This window comes from Mesorhizobium sp. M6A.T.Ce.TU.016.01.1.1 (genome assembly GCF_003997065.1).
Classification (GTDB): domain Bacteria; phylum Pseudomonadota; class Alphaproteobacteria; order Rhizobiales; family Rhizobiaceae; genus Mesorhizobium; species Mesorhizobium mediterraneum.
Genome location: NZ_RZTJ01000001.1, coordinates 599,322 through 615,434 on the forward strand (window position 1 = coordinate 599,322; position 16,113 = coordinate 615,434).

Annotated in this window: 16 protein-coding genes and 1 riboswitch; of the genes, 7 read left to right on the forward strand and 9 right to left on the reverse strand. The window is 62.3% G+C overall.

Features of this window, described 5'->3' with window-relative positions; genetic code table 11:
• Positions 1 to 74 precede the first annotated feature (74 nt).
• The 4 genes from EOC94_RS03055 to EOC94_RS03070 form a co-directional block, all read right to left on the reverse strand.
• On the reverse strand, positions 75 to 1,007 hold the full coding sequence (locus EOC94_RS03055) for a glycosyltransferase family 2 protein (RefSeq protein WP_095485944.1): 933 nt from the start codon (positions 1,005 to 1,007) through the stop codon (positions 75 to 77).
• A gap of 239 nt (positions 1,008 to 1,246) precedes the next feature.
• Complete coding sequence (locus EOC94_RS03060) at positions 1,247 to 2,239, reverse strand: glycosyltransferase (RefSeq protein ID WP_127288531.1); 993 nt, start codon at positions 2,237 to 2,239, stop codon at positions 1,247 to 1,249.
• A gap of 223 nt (positions 2,240 to 2,462) precedes the next feature.
• Entirely contained in the window at positions 2,463 to 3,077 is a 615-nt protein-coding gene (metW, locus tag EOC94_RS03065) for a methionine biosynthesis protein MetW (protein ID WP_127288532.1), read from the reverse strand.
• A gap of 115 nt (positions 3,078 to 3,192) precedes the next feature.
• On the reverse strand, positions 3,193 to 4,362 hold the full coding sequence (locus tag EOC94_RS03070; RefSeq protein WP_127288533.1) for a homoserine O-acetyltransferase: 1,170 nt from the start codon (positions 4,360 to 4,362) through the stop codon (positions 3,193 to 3,195).
• Between the two features lie 121 nt (positions 4,363 to 4,483).
• Positions 4,484 to 4,561: riboswitch (SAM riboswitch) on the reverse strand.
• A 158-nt stretch (positions 4,562 to 4,719) separates the two neighbouring features.
• Here EOC94_RS03070 and hisC point away from each other — a divergent pair.
• The gene (hisC, locus tag EOC94_RS03075; protein ID WP_127288534.1) at positions 4,720 to 5,829 is read left to right on the forward strand and encodes a histidinol-phosphate transaminase; all 1,110 of its coding nucleotides are present in this window, start codon (positions 4,720 to 4,722) and stop codon (positions 5,827 to 5,829) included.
• A gap of 21 nt (positions 5,830 to 5,850) precedes the next feature.
• Positions 5,851 to 6,786, forward strand: coding sequence for a prephenate/arogenate dehydrogenase family protein (locus EOC94_RS03080; RefSeq protein ID WP_185928137.1), 936 nt, complete (start codon positions 5,851 to 5,853; stop codon positions 6,784 to 6,786).
• A gap of 21 nt (positions 6,787 to 6,807) precedes the next feature.
• On the opposite strand, the gene EOC94_RS03085 is transcribed toward EOC94_RS03080, so the two are convergent.
• Positions 6,808 to 7,734 (reverse strand): sugar kinase, encoded by a 927-nt coding sequence (locus EOC94_RS03085; RefSeq protein WP_127288535.1) that lies wholly within the window; start codon positions 7,732 to 7,734, stop codon positions 6,808 to 6,810.
• Between the two features lie 56 nt (positions 7,735 to 7,790).
• The gene (locus tag EOC94_RS03090; protein ID WP_127288536.1) at positions 7,791 to 8,789 is read right to left on the reverse strand and encodes a DUF2125 domain-containing protein; all 999 of its coding nucleotides are present in this window, start codon (positions 8,787 to 8,789) and stop codon (positions 7,791 to 7,793) included.
• Positions 8,790 to 8,909: 120 nt separating this feature from the next.
• Between EOC94_RS03090 and EOC94_RS03095 the strand changes: the two genes are divergently transcribed.
• The gene (locus EOC94_RS03095) at positions 8,910 to 9,458 is read left to right on the forward strand and encodes a gamma-glutamylcyclotransferase (RefSeq protein WP_095485953.1); all 549 of its coding nucleotides are present in this window, start codon (positions 8,910 to 8,912) and stop codon (positions 9,456 to 9,458) included.
• An 82-nt stretch (positions 9,459 to 9,540) separates the two neighbouring features.
• Here EOC94_RS03095 and EOC94_RS03100 read toward each other — a convergent pair whose 3' ends face one another.
• Complete coding sequence (locus EOC94_RS03100; protein ID WP_127288537.1) at positions 9,541 to 10,521, reverse strand: zinc-binding dehydrogenase; 981 nt, start codon at positions 10,519 to 10,521, stop codon at positions 9,541 to 9,543.
• 169 nt (positions 10,522 to 10,690) lie between these two features.
• On the opposite strand from EOC94_RS03100, the gene EOC94_RS03105 reads away from it, so the two are divergent.
• The 3 genes from EOC94_RS03105 (at position 10,691) to EOC94_RS03115 (ending at position 13,522) form a co-directional block, all read left to right on the forward strand.
• The gene (locus EOC94_RS03105; protein ID WP_126104732.1) at positions 10,691 to 11,659 is read left to right on the forward strand and encodes a helix-turn-helix domain-containing protein; all 969 of its coding nucleotides are present in this window, start codon (positions 10,691 to 10,693) and stop codon (positions 11,657 to 11,659) included.
• Positions 11,660 to 11,811: 152 nt separating this feature from the next.
• Positions 11,812 to 12,759, forward strand: coding sequence for an aldo/keto reductase (locus tag EOC94_RS03110; RefSeq protein WP_126104733.1), 948 nt, complete (start codon positions 11,812 to 11,814; stop codon positions 12,757 to 12,759).
• Between the two features lie 145 nt (positions 12,760 to 12,904).
• Positions 12,905 to 13,522: a LysE family translocator gene (locus EOC94_RS03115; RefSeq protein ID WP_127288538.1), complete on the forward strand. Its 618-nt coding sequence runs from the start codon at positions 12,905 to 12,907 to the stop codon at positions 13,520 to 13,522.
• An 11-nt stretch (positions 13,523 to 13,533) separates the two neighbouring features.
• On the opposite strand, the gene EOC94_RS03120 is transcribed toward EOC94_RS03115, so the two are convergent.
• Positions 13,534 to 14,340 carry a 1-acyl-sn-glycerol-3-phosphate acyltransferase gene (locus EOC94_RS03120; RefSeq protein WP_127288539.1) on the reverse strand — a complete coding sequence of 269 codons (807 nt, stop codon included), beginning with the start codon at positions 14,338 to 14,340 and terminating at the stop codon, positions 13,534 to 13,536.
• Positions 14,341 to 14,435: 95 nt separating this feature from the next.
• Positions 14,436 to 15,347: a LysR family transcriptional regulator gene (locus EOC94_RS03125; protein ID WP_127288540.1), complete on the reverse strand. Its 912-nt coding sequence runs from the start codon at positions 15,345 to 15,347 to the stop codon at positions 14,436 to 14,438.
• Between the two features lie 106 nt (positions 15,348 to 15,453).
• Between EOC94_RS03125 and EOC94_RS03130 the strand changes: the two genes are divergently transcribed.
• Positions 15,454 to 16,005, forward strand: a complete 552-nt coding sequence (locus EOC94_RS03130) for a carboxymuconolactone decarboxylase family protein (protein WP_095486032.1) — start codon at positions 15,454 to 15,456, stop codon at positions 16,003 to 16,005.
• Positions 16,006 to 16,113: the final 108 nt, after the last annotated feature.

Here is a 16,113-nt window from a genome sequence, read left to right on the forward strand (position 1 = left end):
CGGTTTTCCGTCCGGAATTGCGCAAAAACAAATACTTAGAGCGGTTCGGCGTTTCCGTGAAACGATGAAGTGCTCTAGGCCGGCCGCGCGCCATATTTGGTGCGGAACTCATCGTAGAGATCACGACGCCAGCGCCGGCCGCCGACGTAGCCGCGCAACAGTTGCGGCAGCGAGTAGCCGAGCGCTTTCGACGACCGGTTGGCCAGATAGCCGGCAAATGCCTGCGAAATCCTGCCCTTAATCGTATCGGCGATGATCTGCCGTGCGATCATGTAAGGCGGAATGTCGGGATAACGGTCGATGATGTAGGGATGTTTGCAGATCAGGTTTGCGTAGGCTTCGACATAGCCGTCGCGTTGTCGTGAAATCGAATTCTCCGAATTGTACTTTTTCCAGTCGACCTCTTCGGACAGTTGCGCGCCACTGCGCCCGGCGAAGCGCAACAGCAACTCGCGATCCTGCATCCGTGCGATGTCGCTGTCGTAGCCGCCGATCGCCAGCAAGGCCTCGCGCCGGGCGGTGATCGCCGACCCGGCTATGAAGATCGTCTGCGCGACCAACGCCCTTTCCAGCGTGTTCCGTGTCAGGAACGCGCCGCGGTTGATGCATTTGCTGCTGCGGTCGCCCTTCAGGGACACGAACGAACTGATGAGCACTTCAAGCGTCGGATTCTCCTCGAACCACGCCAGTGTCCGCTCCAGCCGGTTCGGCAAGTAGACGTCGTCGGAATCCAGGAATGTCACCACAGGCGCCCGCGCCCGTTCGATGCCGGCATTGCGGGCGGCGTTGGCGCCTCGCCATTTCGCGCCGACATAGATAAGGCGAGGGTCGCGGATGGCAGCCAGCGCCGCCTCCGTGCCATCGGTCGAGCCGTCGTCGACGACAATGTGCTCGAAGCGGGTAAGATTCTGCGCAAGCACGCTCTCCACGGCGCGCAAGACCGTGCTACGCCGATTGTGGGTCGGCGTGATCACCGTGATGAGTGGAGCAGGGTCCATCTCGGGCATGTCGCCTCAGCTACGCCCCGCGTTCCACAGCCATCGAATGGATTGGATGTTCGTTTCCATGCCCGCCCCCAGGATTGCGTTCGATTCGACGCTACAAAAAAGAAGCGATCATGTCATCACAAGTTATTGCGGCGGAACTCGTCGGGCATTGGCGAATTCTTGATGCCACGCTAGAGCCGTTTGGTGGCCGCTTCCTAATCCATTCAAAGAAACGACCGAAACCACGAACGCAGCAGCGCCTAACTATGTCCGACATAATCAGGCACGACTTCGATTTCATCGCCAATGAGACCCGCAGCGAAACTGAGTTGGCCCCAAAACGCCAAGCTGTAGAATGCCAGACCGACAATCAGGGAAAATGGAATTTGCCAAAGCGGCATGCCTGTCTGGCGGGCATGGCCAGTTACGCGTCGCATTGTGCGCCACGACATGGTGAACCATCGGCTGAACGATTTCACAATCCGCTGCGTGCGGCTGGGCGACTTCAGCTCCACAAACTTCCGGTCGGCATCGCGGCCTGTTACCAACGCGCGCCAGAAAAAGAACCGCCAACCACGTGGCGAGTAATGATAGACGCGTGCGTTGACGTTCAGAATCTTGTGGCCTGCACGTCGAAGCTCATGCGTCAGCAGAGTGCAAGAAACCTTGAATCCATTGTGTTTCGCAAAGGGATGGCTGACAATCCAGTCGCGCCGAAAGGCACTGTTATTGGCGTTGATCGCTCGCTTGTTAGCAAATCGTGCATCTGCCTCAGGCATAGGGAAAAACCAAAGCAGCGCGAACGTCCTGGAAAAGAAATCATCGTACGAAAGATATGTATATCCGTTCACGCAAATAATTTCAGGATCTTGAAACGGGTCAAGCAGAGTTGGGAGCCAGCCCGATTCTGCCACGGTATCCGAGTCGATGAAGATGACGATATCTCCATTGGTTGACAGGATGCCGTTGTTCTTGAGGTCGTAATATCGACCGCCTGGGCAAGCGGTGAAGATCAGGTCGGCAACCCGTTCCAACTGCGGCGCTTCAATTGTGATACTGCTACGCAGCGAGGCGGCGTCCTCATCTCGCCCGCCGTGGGAGATGACAACCTGCGGTCTTGCAAGACCAGCTGAGGAAACCACGGCGATTTCTCGAGCCAAGGCAGTCAGCCCAACGCCGATCTCGTCCCAGTCGATCGACTTGGCGTTATCCATTTCCACAACGAGTGAATAGGTTGGCTGTCCTTCAACCATCTTTGCACCGAAAATTTACCAGAGGCCAAGCGACTATAGTCGTCGCGGCCCGCGAAGATACTGGTTCCGGTTAGTTATGCAAAGGCACGCCTACTGATCAAGAAACACCGCAGTCCTCGGAGCGACCTGAGTTCTTGTCCATGTCTTAGCCCGTCGGTAAATCGGCTTGCAAACAGCCTTCGGCACTTCAACCGTCAGGGGCCGACGAAGGGGCGAACAACAGCTATCGCTTCAGCAAGAATACCGCTTGCTGGCCAAAGAAATTCCAGAACCACCATGGCATCGAGAGTCCGATTTTCTGACCATTGGCGTCGAGCGCCGTTGCCTTTTCCACCGTTGCGCCGAGCTCATCGCAGAGATTGACGAAGTCTCGGATGGTGCAGAAATGGATGTTGGGGGTGTCGTACCAGGAGTATGGCAGGTCCTTGGTCACCGGCATCCGCCCGTCGAGGAACAGCGAAAGGCGCACCCGCCAGTGGCCGAAATTGGGGAAGGAGACGATGGCGTGCTTGCCGATCCTGAGCAATTCGTCGAGCACCAGCTTCGGGTTGCGGGTTGCCTGCAAGGTCTGCGACAGGACGACGAAATCAAAACCCTTGTCTGGATAGAATTTGAGGTCCTTGTCGGCGTCGCCCTGGATGACGGACAGGCCGCGCGCCACGCATTCGTTGACGCCGCGTTGCGACAGTTCCATCCCGCGGCCGTCGACCTGCTTCGTCGCCTGCAGCAATTCGAGCAGCAGACCATCACCGGAGCCGACGTCTAGCACCCGCGCCTGCGCCGGGATGAGACCGGCGACGACTTCGAGGTCGACGCGCTGGGCGTGGTTGACACTCATGATCGTGCCTTTTGGTTAGCGCATGATCCTGATCCGAAAAGTCTGCAACTTTTCGGGGTCATGCGCGAATGCCTGGCGCATGATGCCGGTCCGGAAGGGCTGCAATTTTCAGGGATCATGCGCTGAGCCCCCTGGCGCGGGCCGCCGAGGCGATGAAGCCGTTGATGGCGGCAAACAGCTCCGGCTCGTCGAGCAGGAAGGCGTCGTGGCCGCGATCGGTCTCGATCTCGACGAAGGACACCGAGGCGCCGGCGGCGTTCAGCGCGTGAACGACCGAGCGGCTCTCCTCAGTCGGGAACAGCCAGTCGCTGGTGAAGGAGACCAGGCAGAAGCGGGTCTTGGTGCCGGCAAAGGCGTCGGCGAGCCGGCCGCCGTGGTCGGCGGCGAGGTCGAAATAGTCCATCGCCCGGGTCATGTAGAGATAGGAGTTGGCGTCGAAGCGGTCGACGAAGGTCATGCCCTGATGGCGCAGATAGCTCTCGATCTGGAAGTCGGCGTCGAAACCGAAGGTGAGCGCTTCACGATCCTGCAGGTTGCGGCCGAATTTCCGGTGCAGGGCGGCCTCCGACAGATAGGTGATGTGAGCGGCCATGCGCGCCACAGCCAGTCCCTTTTCCGGGCGCTTGCCCTGTTCGAAATATTTGCCGCCATGCCACTCCGGGTCGGCCATCACCGCCTGGCGGCCGACCTCGTGGAAGGCGATGTTCTGCGAGGAATGGCGCGCGCCGGTGGCGATCGGCAGTGCCGAGAAAACGCGCTCCGGGTAGCTCGACGCCCATTGCAGCACCTGCATGCCGCCCATCGAGCCGCCGAGCACCGAGAACAGTTTTTCGATGCCGAAATGGTCGACCAGCATCAACTGCGCCCGCACCATGTCGCGGATGGTGATGATCGGCAGGTCGAGCCCGTAGGGCTTGCCGGTGGCGGGATTGGTCGAGGCGGGGCCGGTGGAGCCGAGGCAGCCGCCGATGACGTTTGAGCAGATGACGAAGAAGCGGCTGGTGTCGATGATCTTGCCGGGGCCGATCAGCACCTCCCACCAGCCCGGCTTGCTGGTCACCGGATTGGTGCTGGCGACATGCTGGTCGCCGGTCAGCGCATGGCAGACGAGGATGGCGTTGGAGCGGGCGTCGTTGAGCGTGCCGTAGGTCTTGTAGGCAATCTGGAACGGTGACAGCAGCGTGCCGGCGTCGAGCTTGAGCGGCTTGTCGGCACCGAAACGCAACACCGGGCTCGACGGCTCGTCGGCCTCGTTGTTGGTTCTTTTAGTGCGTAGCGCGACCATCGCATCCTCTTACATCAACCCATCGCGCTTTTCCGAAAATCGATACCGATTTTCGGGTCGATGCGATTGTCCGGCCGGCTACGGACAACAAAAAAACCGGCATCGCCTTCGCAAAGCCGGTTACAGGATGCAAACGGCCCTTTAGCGAGTTGTTTAACGTGGCTGCAAGCCGACCGGCCAAATCACCACGGGATTTCGCCTTTCTTCTAGGACCGGCGCGGCCCGGCGTCAACGGCCAGTCGCTCACCCAATGCCAGTCGTTCACCCATGATAGCCGCCTCTCGACATTCCAGGCCACGGCTTGTATTTCCGCTGCGGCTTCCCCAGGCGGAAGCGTTCTCGACGGATTTTTGCAATATGAACCAGGCATCGGATCAGGCACGTCCAACGCCCCGCGCGGGGATCATGGACATCGAAGCCTATGTGCCGGGCAAAAGCACGGCGCCGGCCGGCGTTGCCAAGGTCCATAAATTGTCGTCGAACGAGAACCCGCTCGGCCCCTCGCCGAAGGCGATAGAAGCCGCGCGTGACGTCGCGGCCAAACTCGACATATATCCCGATGGCACCGCCAGGCGCCTGCGGGAGGCGATCGCCGAGGTGCATGGCCTCAACCCTGCGAACATCGTCTGTTCCAACGGTTCCGATGAGATTCTGGGCCTGCTTGCGCAGACCTACCTCGCGCCCGGCGATGAAGCTGTCATCACCGAACACGCCTTCATGGTCTACAAGATCTACATCCAGTCGGCAGGTGCTGTCCCGGTGTCGGTCCAGGAAACCAATGAGCGCGCCGACGTCGATGCGATCCTCGCTGCGGTGACGCCGCGCACCAGGATCATCTTCCTCGCCAATCCCAACAACCCGACCGGCACCTATTTGCCGTTCCAGGAGGTGCGCCGCCTGCATGCCGGCCTGCCTCGAAACGTGCTTCTGGTGCTGGATGGCGCCTATGCCGAATATGTCCGCCGCAACGACTATGAAGCCGGCGTCGAACTGGTGGCTGGCGCGGAAAACGTGGTCATGACCCGCACCTTCTCAAAGCTCGGCCTCGGCGGCGCGCGGATTGGCTGGATGTACGCGCCGATGCATATCATCGACGCGATCAACCGCGTGCGGGGTCCCTTCAACGTCAACGCGACGGCGATCGAGGCCGGCATTGCAGCGATCCGCGATCGTGCCCATGTCGAGCGCAGCGTGGCGCATAACGAGACCTGGCTGTCATGGGTGAGCGAGGAATTGACCAAGCTCGGGCTACGGGTGACGCCGAGCGTCGGCAATTTCGTCCTCATCCATTTTCCCGAGGACAAAAAACATTCGGCGGCAGCTGCGGACGATTACCTCTCCGCGCGCGGCTACATTTTGCGGCGCGTCTCCGGCTACGGCTTCCCGAATGCACTGCGCATGAGCATCGGCACCGAAGAGGCCAATCGCGGCGTTGTCGCCGCACTCACGACATTTCTGAAAAGCTGAAACCCCCGAAAAGCTGAAACAATGACATCACCGATGTTCGAAAAGATCGCGCTGGTCGGCATCGGCCTGATCGGCTCGTCGCTGGCCCGCGTCATCCACCGCGAAGGTCTGGCCCGCCACGTCGCCATCTCGACACGCAGCGAAACGACGCTGGCGCGGGCAAGCGAACTCGGCCTCGGCTCCTCCTACACGATGGACGCGAAAGAGGCGGTCCGCGATGCCGACCTGGTTATCGTTTCGGTGCCGGTCGGCTCTTCGGGCGAGGTCGCCGAGGAAATCGCACCGGCGCTAAAGCAGGGCGCCATCCTCACCGATGTCGGCTCGACCAAGGCATCGGTCATTGCGCAGATGCAACCGCATGTGCCTGATGGCGTGCATTTCATCCCCGGCCATCCGTTGGCCGGCACTGAAAAATCGGGCCCGGACGCCGGCTTTGCCGAACTGTTCGAAAACCGCTGGTGCATCTTCACGCCGTTGCCCGGCACGGATCCCGAGGCGCTGGAAAGACTCTCGGAATTCTGGCGCCGCTGCGGCTCCAACATCGACACGATGGATCCCCAGCATCACGACATGACACTGGCCATCGTCTCGCATCTGCCGCACATCATCGCCTACAACATCGTCGGCACTGCCGACGACCTGGAGTCGGTGACGAAATCCGAGGTCATCAAATATTCAGCCTCCGGCTTTCGCGACTTCACGCGCCTTGCCGCTTCCGACCCGACCATGTGGCGGGATGTCTGCCTGCACAACAAGGATGCCATCCTCGAAATGCTGGCGCGGTTCTCGGAAGATCTGGCCTCGCTGCAGCGGGCGATCCGCTGGGGCGACGGCGAAAAGCTGTTCGACCTGTTCACCCGCACCCGCGCCGTGCGCCGCTCGATCATCGAGGCCGGCCAGGACATCGACGTACCGGACTTTGGCCGGCAGGCAGTCGAGCATCCCGCAAAGCAGTAGCCTGTCTCGACCGCCAGGCCGTTAGTCCGCCGGCCAGTGAGCCGCCATCATGGCCAGCGTCTCGGCTCTGTCCGGCGCGCCCAGCCTGCCGCCGAAGCGCTGGCATTTGAGCGCGGCGGCGGCGCTGGCAAACCGCAACGTCCGTTCGATCGGCATGGCCTCCGCCAGGGCGACGGCAAAGGCGCCGTGAAACACGTCGCCGGCGGCAAGCGTATCCACCGCCTTGATCCTTGGCGCCGCGACATGGCGCACGGACCCTACCGAGCGGTCGAACCACCAGCTTCCCGCAGCGCCGCCCGTCACCGCGACAAATGCATCGGTGCGTCTGGCCAGCGCTTCACAGGCCCTTTGCGGGCTTTGCTCATCGCCGCAGAGGATGAACGCTGCCGGCTCCGACGCGACGACGTGCGAGGCCAGCGGGAACAGACGTTCCAGCACGTCCCGTGGCGCGGTGTCGGCGTCCAGTATGGCCGGACGGCCGATTGCGCGCGCTGCCGCCAGGACCACAGCTGCAGCGCCCGGCCAGCGCACGTCGACCAGGACGGCGTCGAATGCGGTGAGGTCCTGGGTGGGGAGCGCCTCGGGGTCGGCCTGGGCGAGCTTGTCGTAGAATGGAACGATGATGCGCTCGCCATGTGTGTCGACCAAGATGGCCGATAGCGCCGACCGCGCGCCGCTGACGCGCCGGACAAAGCTGCAATCGACGCCCTCGGCCTCGATCCCGGCGACCAGCTGATCGCCGACGGAGTCGTCCCCCGCGCTCGCCCACAGCGATACGTCCGCGCCGAGGCGGCTCGCGGCGCAGGCCGCGCTCGAAGCCATGCCCGAGGCGATCTGGACGCCGTCGGACGCGATGAACTTGCCCTGACGCGTCGGAAGCGTGTCGACGCGAAGGATCGTATCGAGCGTCAGCGCGCCAACACTCAGGAGCTTCACCGGGCTGTTCATTTATCTTCCTGTTTGACCGTGATCTTTTCCGAACTGGAGGATTCGCAATCATGGGTCTAATCGACCGGTTTGATCCTGCCCAGCGGGATAAAACCGAGCGAGGCCTTGCCCTTGACGATCTTGAGCGGCATCGACGGTTCGTTGCCAAGCAGCGCCAGCCCGGCAAAGCCGGTTTTGATCTGGCTCTTCTGCTCGGGAATGGCCTTGCCGAGGATGGCCGCCACGGCCTTCGGGTCACTAAGCCTGATCATCAGGTCGGCGTCGATCAGCCCATCGGCATCGACCGAAACCGGTCCGGAGACGGTGACGCGCGCGGTCCCCGACGATAGATCGAGCTTGCCTATATCGACCGCCTGGCCGCGCAAGCTCTTTGGCTGCGTCTTGATCAGAGCCACGCCGTTCTTCAGTGTCACGTCGCCGCTGCCGTCGAGCGGCGGCAACACGCGGCCACCGATCGCCCCTGGATCGATTTCGAGATCGGTAAAACTCCCGGCATAGTCGATGTCCTGGCCGTTCGGACGCAATTGTCCGGCCGCCGTCCCGGCGCTGAACAGCTCGACCGGGTCTGTGCCATCCGCCGGATCGGTCTGGCCGGACAGGCCCTCTGCCTCCAGTGAAACGCCCCGGGGCAGCGGCCAGGACAATTTCAGGTTCGCTCGCAGATTATCCCAGTCGATCCACAGCGGCGTCATCCCCGGGGCTGAGGTCCTGAGCGGTCCGCGCAAGTCGGCGCTAGGCGACAGGATTTGGGTGATGTGCGTAACCGCGTTGAGACTGCCGAGCGAGGCGGCGACGTTCCTAGTGTCGTCCTGATAAGCCAGACTATCGCAGGAAATGGCGAAGCTCGAGGGATAGCCGCTGACCGTGAGATTGGCGCAGTCCGCCTCGATGCCATTGCCGTTGAGCTCGGTGACTGCTTTGGCGGCTTCGCTCTTGACCTTGTCTGCCAGGTAGAACCAGCCGGCGCTGTAGAGGCCGAACAGCACGACGATGAAAGCGCCAAGCCAGAAGAGGCGGCGGCGAAAATTCGGCGGGCGCTCGTCACTTGACGTCATGCTGCGGCTCTCGTTAACGCGTGTTGCAGAGGGGACTGTCGTTTCCGGCAACATCGGGTAGACGGAGACGGATTTTAAAAACACCGATTCCAGTGCGGTGCTGCAACCAGGCTTGGCGATATGGGCGATTTTTGGGTTTTTGGCTACGGCTCGCTGATCTGGCGGCCGGGATTTGCGCATGTCGAGACGCGGCGCGCGCGTCTTCACGGCTATCGGCGGTCGCTGTGCGTCTACTCCTTCGTGCATCGCGGCACGCGCGAACGGCCCGGGTTGGTGCTCGGCCTCGACCGTGGCGGCTCCTGCATCGGGCTGGCTTTCCGCGTCCCCGGCGATCTGCGCAACGAGGTCATCACCTATCTGCGCGAGCGCGAGCTGGTCACCAATGTCTATCTCGAGCGCACACTTAGCATTCGCCTCGACAATGACGGTATGAACGTGGGCGATACGAACGGGGGCGAGATTGTCCCGGCGGTCGCCTATGTTGTCGACCGCACCCACGAGCAATATGCCGGCGCGCTCGATGCGGCGGATGCCGCGACCGTCGTTCGCGGCGCCGTCGGCCAGTCAGGAAAGAACGAGGACTACGTGTCCAGCACGCTGGAGCACCTCGAGGCGCTGGGGATCCGCGACCACTGGCTGGAAGAGGTGGCGAAACGGATCGGGTCGTGATCGCTTTCGCTGTTGACCATGATCTTTTCCGAAAACCGGTTCCTACTTTTTCGCTGACCTTCGGTTCGGGTGATGGTCCGGGCTACATCCTGAAAATCTGTTTTCCGAGATCGGCGCGGTCCAGGCTGTTTGTCACGGCGAGCTTGAACTCCGACAGCGGATGGATGCCGCCGACATGGACATGGAAATCGGGTTGGCCGAAGGTATCGACAATCTCGTGCAACACTGGCCGGTCGGCTTCGACAGGCGGCGAAAAGAAGTAGCGGTAGATATTTGCCCTGATCTCGACGCCGCTCAGCAGCACGTCGAAATTGTGCAGTTCGAAACGCTCGGCGCTCATGCCGCCATTGATGACCATCTGCCCGCCCATCGCGAGGGCGCGGATCAATTCGCCACTGACGGGTCCGCCGACATTATCGATGATCCCGTTCAGCCCCGCGCCGGCCGTGATTTCCATGACCGTCTCTCTGATGCCGGCCTCCAGGTCCGAAAGATCGAGGATGGCCGCGGCACCAAGCCGCTTCAGGTCGAGCCTGTCGTGAGAGCGTCGCACGAGCGCGATCACCTTGATGCCGCGCCGTTGGGCAAACTGCATCACCATCGTCGAAACCGATGAATAGCCGGCCGTGACGGCCAGCCACTGTCCAGGCTGCACGCGGGAGTCCGCCAAGAGGTCCCAGGCGGTGATGGGATTCACCATCTGCCCGGCGCGTTCGAGCGGATAGTCGGCGGGTAGCGGGATCAGCCATTCGGCCGGAACGGCCGCATATTCGGCCCAGCTGTCGTAGTAGCTGAACGCGACAAGCGTGCCCGGTTTCAAAGCGACGTTCGCGCCAACGGCCTCGACAATGCCGGCGCCATGGTTTCCGGCCACCTGCCGGGGGAAATGCGGCTTCTTCGGTTCGGGGTAGAGGTTCTGGATGAACAGGAAGTCGCCAGGGTTGACCGAGGCGGAGACCATCCTGACCAGCACCTCGCCGTCGCCAATTCGCGGCATGGGCACGTCGCCGAGATAGAGCACGTCCCGCGGCGAGCCGATTGCGTCGAATACAATTGCTTTCATGTTGGTCTCCAGTAACGGGCGATCTGGGGCAAGCAGCCTGGACGTCACCAGATTGCAGCACCGGTGTTTGCATCGGTGTCGCGGAACCTAAGGTGGCTGGCAAAAATCGGAATTGGCAGATTTGACAATCTATATGCTAAACTTGCCATAGCTGTTCAAAGGAGGCATCTTGGACAACCGCCCCCTCCATGCCGTGATCTGGCTGCCGTCGACCTTCTATTCGGCCGTCGCCGCGACACTTGTCGAAATGTTCGAGCTGGTGAACACCATTCGCGGCGCGCCGGCGATTTCCTTCGAATTCGTGGCGCGGCAGGCTGACGCCACGACGACGCCTGGGATCTCCTTTCACACCAGACGCAAACCCTCGCAGCGCATGGACCTGCTGATCCTGCTGGCCATGCCCGGCATGCAAATCCCGGAGCTTGTTGCCGCGCTGGAGGAAGAGAGCCGCCACGCCGCACCGCTTATCGCAAGCGCGCAGCGCGACGGCGCCATCATCGCCGCGCATTGCGGGGCCGGTTACTTCCTGGCAGACGCCGGTCTTCTCGACCGAAAGCGCGCGACGATCTCCTGGTGGCTGAAGACGGATGCCCAGCGCCGCTTTCCAAAAGTGCGGTGGGACGCTTCACGTGTGCTGATCGGGGACGGACGGATCTACACTTGCGGCGGCGGCTTTTCAGGCCTGGAGCTCGGCAAGGCGATTCTGCGCGATCTTGGCTTCGCCAGGGAGGAGCGCCTGGTTCGCAAATTGCTGGTGCTGCCACCGTCGCGGCAGATCCAGACACCTTACGAGTTCCCGCTCGCCGATCTGCCGCCTACGCAAGAGGCGTTCCGCGACCGGCTCGAAGCCTTGTCCAGAAAACAGCTCGGAGCGCTCGACCTTGCGTTCCTTGGTGCGCAACTCGGTCTGTCGCCGCGAACGCTGGCGCGCCGGTTTTTCGATGAATTGCACACCACTCCCGGCCGATGGATTCAGGACCGGCGCCTTGAGGCCGCGAAAACACTTCTTGAAAGCACCAAGCTCGGCATTGCCGAAATATGTTACCAGGTCGGATACCGGGATACGGCGTCATTCAGCCGCCTTTTCAACCGCGTGGTCGGGTTGCCGCCTGGTGAATACCGGCGCCAAAGCCAGTAGACATCGGCTGGAACGTCGAGCGCGGCGGTCGCGCCTTTGTGAAGGCTGGCTGGTCGGAAAAGTTGGCCAGGCCTTTGACGTTGCCACGCCGCGACATAGGTTAAGCGAGGGCTTCTCGCCCCCATTCTTTCCATTCCCCACGGAGATCAGTCTTGCAGAAACGTCGTCTCGGTCAAACCGACCTGTCCATCGCGCCGCTGGTTCTGGGTGGCAACGTCTTCGGCTGGACCGCCGACGAGAAAACCTCTTTCGACCTGCTCGACCGCTTCGTCGGCGCCGGCCTCAACGCCATCGACACCGCCGATTCCTATTCGCGCTGGGTTCCCGGCAACAAGGGCGGCGAATCCGAAACGATTATCGGCAAATGGATGAAGAGCCGCGGCAATCGTGACAGGGTCGTGGTGATCACCAAGGTCGGGTCGGATATGGGGCAGGGCAGGAAAGATCTCTCCGCCGCCTATATAGAAAAGTCCATCGACGCGTCGCTGAAGCGGCTGCAGACCGATGTCGTCGATCTCTATCTGTCGCACTGGCCGGACCCGACCACCCCCTACGAGGAAACGCTCGGCGCCTACGAAAAGCTGCTCGAAAAAGGCAAGATCCGCCACGTCGGTGCCTCCAATCTCGACGCCGGCCAGTTGCGCGCCGCGCTCGACGTGGCAAGCCTGCGGGGCCTGCCGCGCTACGCGGTGCTGCAGCCGGAGTACAATCTCTATGACCGCGCCGCCTTCGATGGGCCGCTCCGCGATTTGTGCATGGCCGAGGATATCGGCGTCATCACCTATTTCAGCCTCGCCAAGGGGTTTTTGAGCGGCAAGTACCGCAGCGAAGCCGATCTCGGCAAAAGCGCGCGTGGCGACGACGTGAAGTCCTACCTCAACGCACGCGGCATGCGCATCCTGGCGGCACTCGACGCGGTGTCGGCGCGTCACGCGGCCAAGCAGGCGGACGTGGCGCTCGCCTGGGTGATCGCGCGGCCCGGCGTCACGGCGCCGATCGCCAGCGCCACGACGCTGGACCAGGTCGACAGCCTCGTCCGCGCCGCATCGTTGAATCTCAGTCCTGACGATATCGCCGAGCTCGACAGCGCGAGCGCATAGAAGCTAGCGCGAAGCGGCGGCCGGCTCAAACGCCAGCCAAGGATCGTGCGCGGCCTGCGCCGGATGGCTCCGCACGATCGTTCAAGACGCCCTGGTCTGCCCTGCCATACGATTGGTCGCATCGCGTCGGGATACTGGTATACAGATGGCCGAACAGGTCTTTTCCCATCCGGAACTATGGCAGCAATTGCTGGCGCTTGTGCTGGCATCGACGGTCGTGATGGGCAGTCCGGGGCCGGCGACGATAAGCGTCACCGCTGTTGGCGCGGCCTTCGGTCTGCGCGGTTCGCTCCGCTACGCCTCGGGCATCATCCTTGGCACGGTCGCAGTGCTTTTGGTCGTGGCGACGGGCATCACGGCCATGCTTGCCTCTGTGCCGGGGCTCACACCGCTTTTGGCGGTGGCGTCCGCTGCCTACATCCTCTACCTCGCCTTCAAGATAGCAACGGCTCCGCCTCTGGCTGCGCGTACCGGCGGGGCGGCACTTCCCACCTTCCTGGGCGGCTTTCTTCTGGCCGTCGCCAACCCGAAAGCCTATGTGGCGATTGCCGCCGTGTTCGCCGGCACGTCGGCCGCCGGTGAGCTCGATGCAGGGCTCAGGCTGGCGGTCCTCGTCTCGATGATCGTCGCCATCCATGTCATTTGGCTTCTCGCCGGTGCCGCGTTTGCGCGCTTTCTGCGCAAGCCGCTGGCCTCGCGGATCATCAATCTGACGTTTGCGGCGACACTGGTTCTGACCACGGCGCTGGCTGTGATTCCCTAGGGACTTGCCGGTCAGACGGGCGGTTCAGGCCGGGTTGTCGGGGCCAATTCCCTCAGCCGCTTCACTGCCGTCGGCGGCATGGACGGCGGGTTCGGCGCACGGGACGCATCGACGAGCAGCTGGTCGCAGGCGGCTTCCGTCTCGCCGATCAGCCGTTCCATGAATTCCTGCTTGTCCAACCCCGGCGGGATCGGCGGCAGGAACCGGGCCTTGATCGTGCCGGGATAGCGCAGGAATTTCCGCCGCGGCCAGTAGAGGCCGGCGACATGGGCGACCGGCACCACCGGAATGCCAAGCTGCGCATAGATTTCGACGATGCCGTATTTGTAGGCCGGCTCGTCGCCCGGCGCCCGGCGTGTGCCCTCGGGATAGATGATCAGCTGGCGGGGATTGCGCGCCAGCTCCTGTTTGGTCGCGGCGACCACCGCTTTCAACGCCTTCGAGCGGCTGCCGCGGTCGACCGGGATCATCCGCATTTTCAGGATGTACCAGCCGAAGAACGGGATCCAGGTCAGTTCCCGTTTCAGGATGTAGATCGGATCCTGCAGGAAGGGGAAGAAGGCGATCGCATCCCAGAAGGATTGGTGCTTGGGTGCCAGGATGAAGGAACCCTCAGGCAGGTTTTCCTGGCCGGTGATCTCGCTTTTGGTGCCGGCGATCTTGTCGTAGAGCCACATGCTGGTGCGCGACCAGAATTTCGGCACGAACCAGGCGCGGTGGCGCGGCGACAGGAAATAGTACGGAGTCCAGATGATCATCTGGACGATCAGATTGACGTAGAAGACGAGGTTGAACGCCAGCGAGCGGATATGGAGCATGTGGGAAGTGCCCGGTGAGGAAGTGTGCGTTGGTTACACCAAGCGTGGGCAAAAAGGAAACGGTGCGAGATCGATCCGAACCCGCTATCCGTTCGTCAGGCCTGCCACGTCGCTTGCACCAGCCGCTTCTTCAGGCGAGGGGCGGCGAAATCAAGGAACGCACGCAGTTTCACCGGCAGCAGATCCTGGCCGGCGTGCACGAGACTGACCGGCCATGGCTGCGGCTCGAATGCCTCCAGCACGGTGCAGAGTGTGCCGGACCGCACCGCAGCAGTGATCTGGTAGGAAAGCACCCTCGTCATGCCGGCGCCGGCAATCGCGGCATCGATCGCCGCTTCCGCAGTGTTGACCCGAAGCCGTGAGCGGATCGGAACAGCGAGTTCGGTCTTGCCGGTGGCAAAGGTCCACGTGGCGGGAGCGGTGAGCCCCTCGAAGGTGATGCAGCTGTGTGACGCAAGGTCTTTCGGGGTCTCCGGCGTGCCGTGTTCGGCCAGATAGGCCGGCGTCGCGCAAACAACGCGCCGGATCGAGCCGATGCGGGTGGCCACCAGGCTCGAGTCGGGAAGCTCGCCTATGCGGACGGCGAGATCGATGTGCTCCTCGGTCAACTGGGTTATCCGGTCCGCAAGCATCAGGCGGATAGCCACGTCGGGGTAGGCGGCGAGGAAGCCGGTGACGACCGGCAGCACATGCAGGCGGCCAAAGACGATCGGTGCGGTGATGATCAGTTCGCCCGTCGGGGCGCTGTATTCGCCGGCGGCGGTACGCTCGGCCTCGCCGACCTCGTCGAGTATGCGATGACAGGCAGCGAGGTAGGCATGACCGGCGTCGGTCAGCGTCAGCTGGCGCGTCGAGCGGTTCAGGAGACGCGTCTTCAGATGCCGCTCCAGGTCGGAGACCTTGCGGCTGACCGTCGCAAGCGGGATGCCGAAACGGCGTCCGGCGGCCGAAAGGCTGCCGGCCTCCACAGCGGCGACGAAAAGCGACATAGCCTCGAGGCGATCCATGCTTCTCCCGGGAAATGGAAGGATTGATTGCAAATATGACAGCTACATCCAAAACATGGAAGGGTCCATGTTTGACGGCGAAGCTGATCAACGAGAAGGAATGCCGATGCCCCGTATCCCTACACCCGCGTCCATAGAGGCCGCGCCTGCTGCGTCGCGGCCGATGCTGCATGCCGTCGAGAAGCAACTCGGCGTCGTCCCAAACCTCTTCAGGCTCGTTTCCAATAGCCCGGCTGCGCTTGAAGGCTATCTCGGTCTGTCCGGAGCGCTTGCCAAGGGCCGCCTGCCCGCGCCGACGCGCGAGCGCATCGCTCTGGCGGTCGCCGAGATCAATGGCTGCAGCTACTGCCTTTCCGCCCATACCTATCTCGGCAAGAACCTCGCCAAGCTTGACGATGCCGAGATGGTCGCCAATCGTGCGGGCGGGTCCAACGATCCCAAGGCCGCCGCGGCCGTGCTTTTCGCCGCCAAGATTGCGCGCGACCGCGGCCATATCGGTGACGAGGATCTCAGCGCCGTCAGGCTCGCAGGCTACGACGATGCGCAGATCATCGAGATCGTCCAGCATGTCGCTCTCAATGTCTGGACCAACTATGTCAATGAGGTTGCTAGGACGGAGATCGACTTTCCGGTCGTTTCTGTCCGCAAGGCAGCCTGAATTTCAGCGACCAGTGTGTCGGTTTTGGAAAATCCGATGCTCAAACAAAAGAGATAGAGCGGCGGTACGGTTCGACTTGAAAGCCCGCCGCTCTAGCCCAACACAAGG